The 6,315-nt window shown below is 54.9% G+C and carries 5 protein-coding genes; 1 reads left to right on the forward strand and 4 read right to left on the reverse strand.

The genetic code is table 11. The annotated features are described in order from the left end of the window. The 4 genes from KBY72_RS13750 to KBY72_RS13765 form a co-directional block, all read right to left on the reverse strand. A partial coding sequence (locus tag KBY72_RS13750) for a Gfo/Idh/MocA family protein (RefSeq protein WP_254993812.1) occupies positions 1-768 on the reverse strand: 768 nt, incomplete at its 3' end. Further along, positions 765-3,035 carry a glycosyltransferase family 4 protein gene (locus KBY72_RS13755; protein WP_254961326.1) on the reverse strand — a complete coding sequence of 757 codons (2,271 nt, stop codon included), beginning with the start codon at positions 3,033-3,035 and terminating at the stop codon, positions 765-767. The genes KBY72_RS13755 and KBY72_RS13750, both read right to left, overlap by 4 nt. Next, complete coding sequence (locus tag KBY72_RS13760; protein ID WP_254961325.1) at positions 3,032-4,504, reverse strand: glycoside hydrolase family 130 protein; 1,473 nt, start codon at positions 4,502-4,504, stop codon at positions 3,032-3,034. Before KBY72_RS13760 ends, KBY72_RS13755 begins: the two co-directional genes overlap by 4 nt. A 361-nt stretch (positions 4,505-4,865) precedes the next feature. Continuing rightward, entirely contained in the window at positions 4,866-5,018 is a 153-nt protein-coding gene (locus KBY72_RS13765; protein WP_254960482.1) for a hypothetical protein, read from the reverse strand. A 391-nt stretch (positions 5,019-5,409) separates the two neighbouring features. On the opposite strand from KBY72_RS13765, the gene KBY72_RS13770 reads away from it, so the two are divergent. Next, on the forward strand, positions 5,410-6,315 hold a 906-nt coding region (locus KBY72_RS13770), incomplete at its 3' end, for a DUF3854 domain-containing protein (protein WP_254993813.1).

The raw sequence follows: 6,315 nt of genomic DNA on the forward strand, positions 1-6,315 counted from the left end.
TACCCATTCCTCCAGGGTCAATTCACCGTGTTCAAATAGCAGCCTGAATTCCTGGCGCTCCAGCCGTGCCGGCTGGGTGAAGCCGTGATAGAAGTTGATTAGGGCACCATTGCCGTAGCGCACTACGCACTGCACCTGCTCCTCAATGCCGGAGCCTGGGCGCAGAGTCCGCTGGGAGGAGACAACCTCTCCCTTCCCCAGCCAACCTTCGAACAGATCGAAGAAATGCACGCCATGTTCAATGAAGATGCCGCCACTTTTGCTGCGATCCCAGAACCAGTGCTCGGCTGAAAGCCCCCCATCGCCGGCGGCATTATCAAACCAGCCATGCAGGCACTCGCCGATCACCTTGGAATCGATCAGTTGGCGCACGGCCTCAAATAGCGGGTTGTAGCGCTGCATCAGGTTGGCGATGCAGAGGCGATCGCGGGAGAGGGCCAGCTGCAATAGCTCATCAGCTTGGGCCAGGCTTAGCGCCAGCGGCTTCTCGCAGATCACATGCTTGCCTGCCTCCAGTGCTGCACGCACCTGGGCGTAATGGAGGAAGGGCGGCGTGGCGATGTAAACAAGGTCAACCTGATCAAGTTGGAGCAGGCTTTCCACCTCCAGGGTTTCAGTAACTCCGAAACGGCGGGCCATGGCGAGGGCTGCCTCTCGATGGGTGCCAGCCATGGCCACCAGCTCCGCCCCCTCAACTTGTAGAAACTGCTGGAGGGCAAACAGGCCAAACCCTCCCGCTCCTATGGCGCCGATGCGGATCTTATTCATGGCTTGGGGATTGAATGGCGAGCGAGTTCGATTAGTCGCATCTCCTGCAGAGCCAGGAGGAAAGCCAGAGTTGATTCGGCACCCTGGTTCATGTTGACGCTGTCGTCTTGAAGACCGTCGAAGCAGCCGCCAGTGCGTGCGTCATAGAGCGGCAGGTGCAGGTCGTTGTCGCCTAGGAACCAGGCAAAGGCTCGCCAGGCCTCGCGGAGCCAGAAGCTATCGCCCGTAGCTGACCAGGCCTCAACGCAAGCCGACACTGAAGCGCAGGCCTCCAGTGGTTGCTGGTCGAAGGTGGCCCGCTGCTGGCCCCGGCGGTAGAAGCCATTGGAACCAATTGGCCTGAAATGGCCAGCTTCAGCGGTTTGCTCTGCCATCAACCAGCGCAGACTGCGCAGACCCACATCAAGGGCTTCGCTTCGATTCGACCAGCGGCCACTGAGGATCAGGGCGTGCGGCAGGGAAGCATTGTCGTAACTGAGCACATCCTCAAACCAGGGCCATTCATCACCGGAGTTTTGATCGAAGGCCACCAGTAACTGATCGGTGAGGGTATCGCGCATCAGATCGACGGTTCGATCACCACTTAGCTTGCGCAGATACTCGTGGATAGATTTGAGTCCAAGGGCCCAGGCCCGTGGACTCGTTGTTTTGGTGACCGAGGGGAGCGCCAGCTGAAACAGATCCACTGCCCAGTGGCGCAAATCATCGCGGCGGGATCTGCCTACACAGGCAGCCAGGGCTAGCAAGGTGCGGCCCAGGCAATCATCGGAGCCATCTTCATCGAGCCAGGTGCGCTCGAAGCTCATGAAGTTATGAAATCGGCAAGTTCCCGGGATGTAGGCATAGTTAATAAACGATGCATAACAAGTAGCCAGTGCTTGTACATCGGGCGTGGCATCCCCCGATTCTTCGAGCATTACAAGTAATTGCAGAGCGCGAACATTGTCATCCGTGCAATATCCTTCCTTGAAATTGGGAAAGGTGAATTTAGCGTGCTGATAAATACCTGTTGAATCCGAGATTCTCTTCAGATGCTCAAGCCTTAAGGCCGGCAGCTCGCGCGGTTCCTGCTCCAAGGGCTTGATTGGGGAGTGCAGCTCCACTCCGTTGCCACGATCTAGCCTGGCTCGCTCAAATGAGCTGGCATAAAGTTCAGCCACCTGGCTCCAGATCATGCCCCTACCAAGTAGGTAGGCCTGCTTGCGCATGGCATGTCTACGCACTTCATCGATCAACAAACCGATCAGTGCTTCGGCAATTGCATCACTGTTGCGAAAGGGCACTAACACGCCCCGGTCTTCAGCAAGCAGCTCTTCTGCATGCCAGTAGGGAGTGGAGATCACCGCCTTGCCGCAACCGAAGGCATAGGAGAGGGTACCGGAAGTTATCTGATCACGGTTGAGGTAGGGAGTGATATAAATATCCGCAACACCAAGAAAATCTTTAAGCTCTTCAGCGCTCACAAAGCGGTTGTAAAAGATTACCTGCTTTCTAACCCCAAGCTCAAGGGCAAGCCTTTCAAGACTTAAGCGATAGGTTTCGCCCTGCTCGCGTAGCAGGTGGGGATGGGTGGCACCCAATACGATATAGACGACCTCGGGGAATACCTTGACCACCTCAGGTAAGGCCCGGATAACGTTTTCTATCCCCTTGGCTGGCGAGATCAACCCAAAAGTAAGAAGAACTTTTTTGCCTTCAACACCAAACTGATCTTTGTAATAGTTGGGATCTACAAACGGCATGTCTGGCACACCATGGGGGATCACATCTAGATGATCTGCTTGCAACCCGTAGATTTCCTCAAGAATTCGGCGCCCCCGTTCACTCATCACAATGATCCGTGCTGAAAGTGCGGCGAGCTCCTTCATCACATGCAGATGTTCTGCGCTGGGCTCCTCCAGGATCGTATGGAGTTGGGTAACCACAGGGATATGGACATGGCGCAAAAGCGTTAAGATATGCTTGCCAGCTGGGCCGCCATAGATGCCAAATTCGTGCTGGAGGCAGATGACATCCGTATCGGTGAGATTCAGGAAATCGGCAGCGCGGCGATAGCTGCTTAAATCCTGCTCCGCAATCTCAAAACGAACTTCCGGTGGATAGGCGTAGCCTTCGGGAACGTCGTTTAGCGCAACGATGAAGCATTCGTTGTCGGCTGCGTCGTCGGAGAGAGCTCGATAAACCGAGTGTGAGAAGGTGGCGATCCCACATTTCCTTGGCAGATAGTCGCCAACGATTGCAATTTTTTGAGTAGATCTTGGCTTCAAGGATATTTCTCCAGTGGGTTGGCCTTCAATTTTCGCAATAACTCCTTAACGGATACGGTGGCAAAAGTGGCTGACTGATCGCTCATGGCGTAAGGTATGATCAGCTTATCGGCATGGATTAGTGATCCGCAACTATAGACAACATTCGGAACATATCCCTCTCTCTCCTCCTTGGTTGGCTCTAGCAGGGGCTCCTTGAGGCGGCCGATCACTTGGCTTGGATCGTTAATGTTGAGCAGAATCGCGCCTATGGTGTATCTACGCATTGGTCCAACGCCATGGGTCAGTACCAGCCAGCCAGCTTCGGTTTCGATTGGTGAGCCACAGTTGCCAATCTGAACGAACTCCCAGGGGTAGGTGGGCCGCATCAAAATACGCTTTTCATACCAGAAGTGCAGCTGGTCTGAATACATCAGATAGATATTCTCGCCATCCTGCCTGGAAAGCATGGCGTATGAGTCTCCAAGTTTTCTTGGGAATAGGGCCATGCCCTTATTTGCCACTTCAGGGCCGTTTAAGGTGCTTATTTTGAACTTGGTGAAGTCTTTAGTTTCCAGCAACTGGGGGAAGACAAGCTGACCGTCATAGGCGCTATAGGTTGCATAATAGGTAGTCTGCCCGCCTTCCTTAAAAGCAACAAATCGTGCATCTTCAATGCCTCGACTTTCGGTGGGAGAGGTGGGGAAGATAGCCCGCTCTGAGCAGTCGTCACCTGTGTCGAAGCTGAGCTCGTAATTCGCGCGTGCCAGCGATAGTACGCTTTCCACTATCTGCGCCCTGTCTGTATTGGCGAGACGGTCACTGCGCAGGGCTTGGTTGGTTAATTCCTTGAGTTCCTCAAAGCTGAAAAAATCAGGCAGCTGATCCATTAGCCGCTGAGCAAGATGCGAAAGCAAGCCCATTTCAACAAGCTTTCGCTCGAACAGATGCTTTTCATAGCTTGGGTTTGGATGCACATCAGCAGCTGCCACAAAGGGGCTCGGCTGATCGAGGGTGATACCTCCCTCTCGGTTGATTACGCCAGTGCGAAAAACAATTGAGGAGATATGGCCTTCGCCCGTAGCCCGTAGGCTTAGGAGAAAGCGCATGCTGCCTTCATCTATACCCGACTGATCCGGATGCCGCACGATCGATGGATTGAAGAGAGCCGCCGCTTCAAGGGAATATTCCAGTGTGAAATAGGCACCGATCAGCAGTCGTTCACAGCGGTTTAGGGGCCGATCGGTGATCAGATGCTCGCTCACATGGCCGAAACGAGTGAGTAGAAAGGCCTGCAGCTTTTCATGGCGGCCTTCAAAGCTCTCCAGCATGATGGCGGCTTCGCGCTCCGCCTCGGAGCGGCTTAGGGCCATGACCCGAGCAACAATTCGTTGAATGCGTTCCCTGCCACTCGTTTCGAAGGCCCTTAAAAACACCCGCGAAGGGTCCGGTCGAATTTGAATATTTGTTCTGTTGACCTGAAGTGACATGGTTTATAGCCTGCCTTAGGGATCAAAAAAGGCTAGAAATAAAAGGTCGGGTTCAAAAAGCAAGAATATTGTTGCCTTTGTGTTTGGTACCCGTTCAGGCCTGGATTAGTGCTGCGAATGTTTGCCTTGCTGAACCCTAGATGCTGGCTTTATTTTTGGTTGCATTTCAGGTAAAAATATTTGCGATAAGTTCCCTTGATGCTGCGATTTCAGCAGCAGACTCACTTGCGACTCCAGTAGTCGTCCTTGCCTTGAGTTCGGCTTAGCTACTGCAGAACTAGTAACCCCTCCGCAGGGTCATCCAGGCGCTGGTCAGGAGCTGCTGCCGAGCGAGCTTGTTGTTGTTCCCACTTTTTCCCGCTTATCCCCTTTGCACCCCGCTGCCGCAGCTCACCTGCTGTCGCGCCTGCTTGCGTTGCAGCCGCTCGGTGATGCCGAGCTCAGCGCCTTTCCAGAGCCGATTGATTTCAGAGGTGAAGTGCTCGGCTAGCAGGTGGGACTCAAACACCAGCATGGTTTCGTCGTTCTGGTGGGCGGCTGAAACGGTTTAACTACATGTCACATACAAGCAAGGCGGCCGGCCGGCAAGTCATTTCGACTCAGTTAGCCCTGTCAGCAGACGACCACGACCGGCTCCTTTTGTTAGCCGCCAGTCACGAGAGAAGCGCCGCAGCCGAAGTTCGCTGGGCTGTCCGCAAGTGGCTCGACGAGCACGTGCCAGCGATAGCCGTTGCAGGACAAATCTGATGGCTGCTTCCTGCAATGTCTGCCAACTGCAAAGCAATGCTGCGGGTCATTGATTGGGCCTGAACCCCAACCACAAACGCACACCACCGATCCAACGAAGAACACGTATTCCCTTTCCCCGGTTCAGGGCCGGACCTCGCATCCAAGAGACAGGCTTCATGTCCCTCTCAACCTTCCCCTCCCAAGAGCTGATCGCCTCAGGACTGCCGCCGGAAATTCACTACCGCCTTCTCTACCGCGTCGTCACCGCTGAGGAAAGCCAAGAGCTAACGGGCTACCCCTTAAGCGGCTGGGTTGTCCCGATGAACGACCCCGAAGGCGAACCCTTCATCCATGACGGCAAACCCTTCTTTCGCCTTAAACCCGACCCCGATCAGCTCAAAGGCGAAAAGCCCCCAAAGTATCTCTCGCCAAAGGGAGGTGGCTGCCGCCCCTACTTCTCCCCGCTGATGCCCAAGGGTGCTCTTGGCAAGGGCAAACTCCTCCGCATCACAGAAGGCGAGAAAAAAGCCGACTGCCTAAATCACCATGGCTTCGCCACCATCGGCCTGTCGGGCGTTGATGCCTGGACGGATAAGCGTGTTGGGCACCAAGAGCTGATCCCTGAACTCGCCGACATCGACTGGTCTGGGCGCCAGGTGCTTTTGGTTTTTGACAGCGATGTCACCGTCAAAGACACCGTCCGCGAAGCTCTCCACCGCTTGGTCAGGCGCCTATCCGACAAGGGCGCGTCCGTCTCGGTTGTGCTTTTGCCATGCGAGCTGAACGGAGACAAGAACGGCGCCGATGACTTCATCTGCCGCCACGGTGCTGACGCCTATCGCGCAATAGAGGACATAGCTCGCCCTGCCATCACCTGGAAGAACAAAAATACTCCCGTCATGTGGTCGCCAGAGCCGACCGAGTCTCACTACAAAGCACTGACCGCCTGGACCATCTTTGATGGCACCTACGCCATTCGGCCCAACCACGGTCTCTATCGCTTCGACGACTCCCACTGGACAGCTGTACCGGGTAAAGATCGAGATGCCGTCAGGCGCCCCATCCACCTGTGGATGGATCAC

The organism is Cyanobium sp. BA5m-21 (genome assembly GCF_024346235.1).
GTDB lineage: Bacteria > Cyanobacteriota > Cyanobacteriia > PCC-6307 > Cyanobiaceae > Cyanobium_A > Cyanobium_A usitatum.

Excerpts from the sequence above, each read along its gene's own strand:
- KBY72_RS13760 (WP_254961325.1), bottom strand. The coding sequence starts at position 4,504 with ATGTCACTTCAGGTCAACAGAACAAATATTCAAATTCGACCGGACCCT.
- KBY72_RS13765 (WP_254960482.1), bottom strand. The coding sequence starts at position 5,018 with ATGCTGGTGTTTGAGTCCCACCTGCTAGCCGAGCACTTCACCTCTGAA.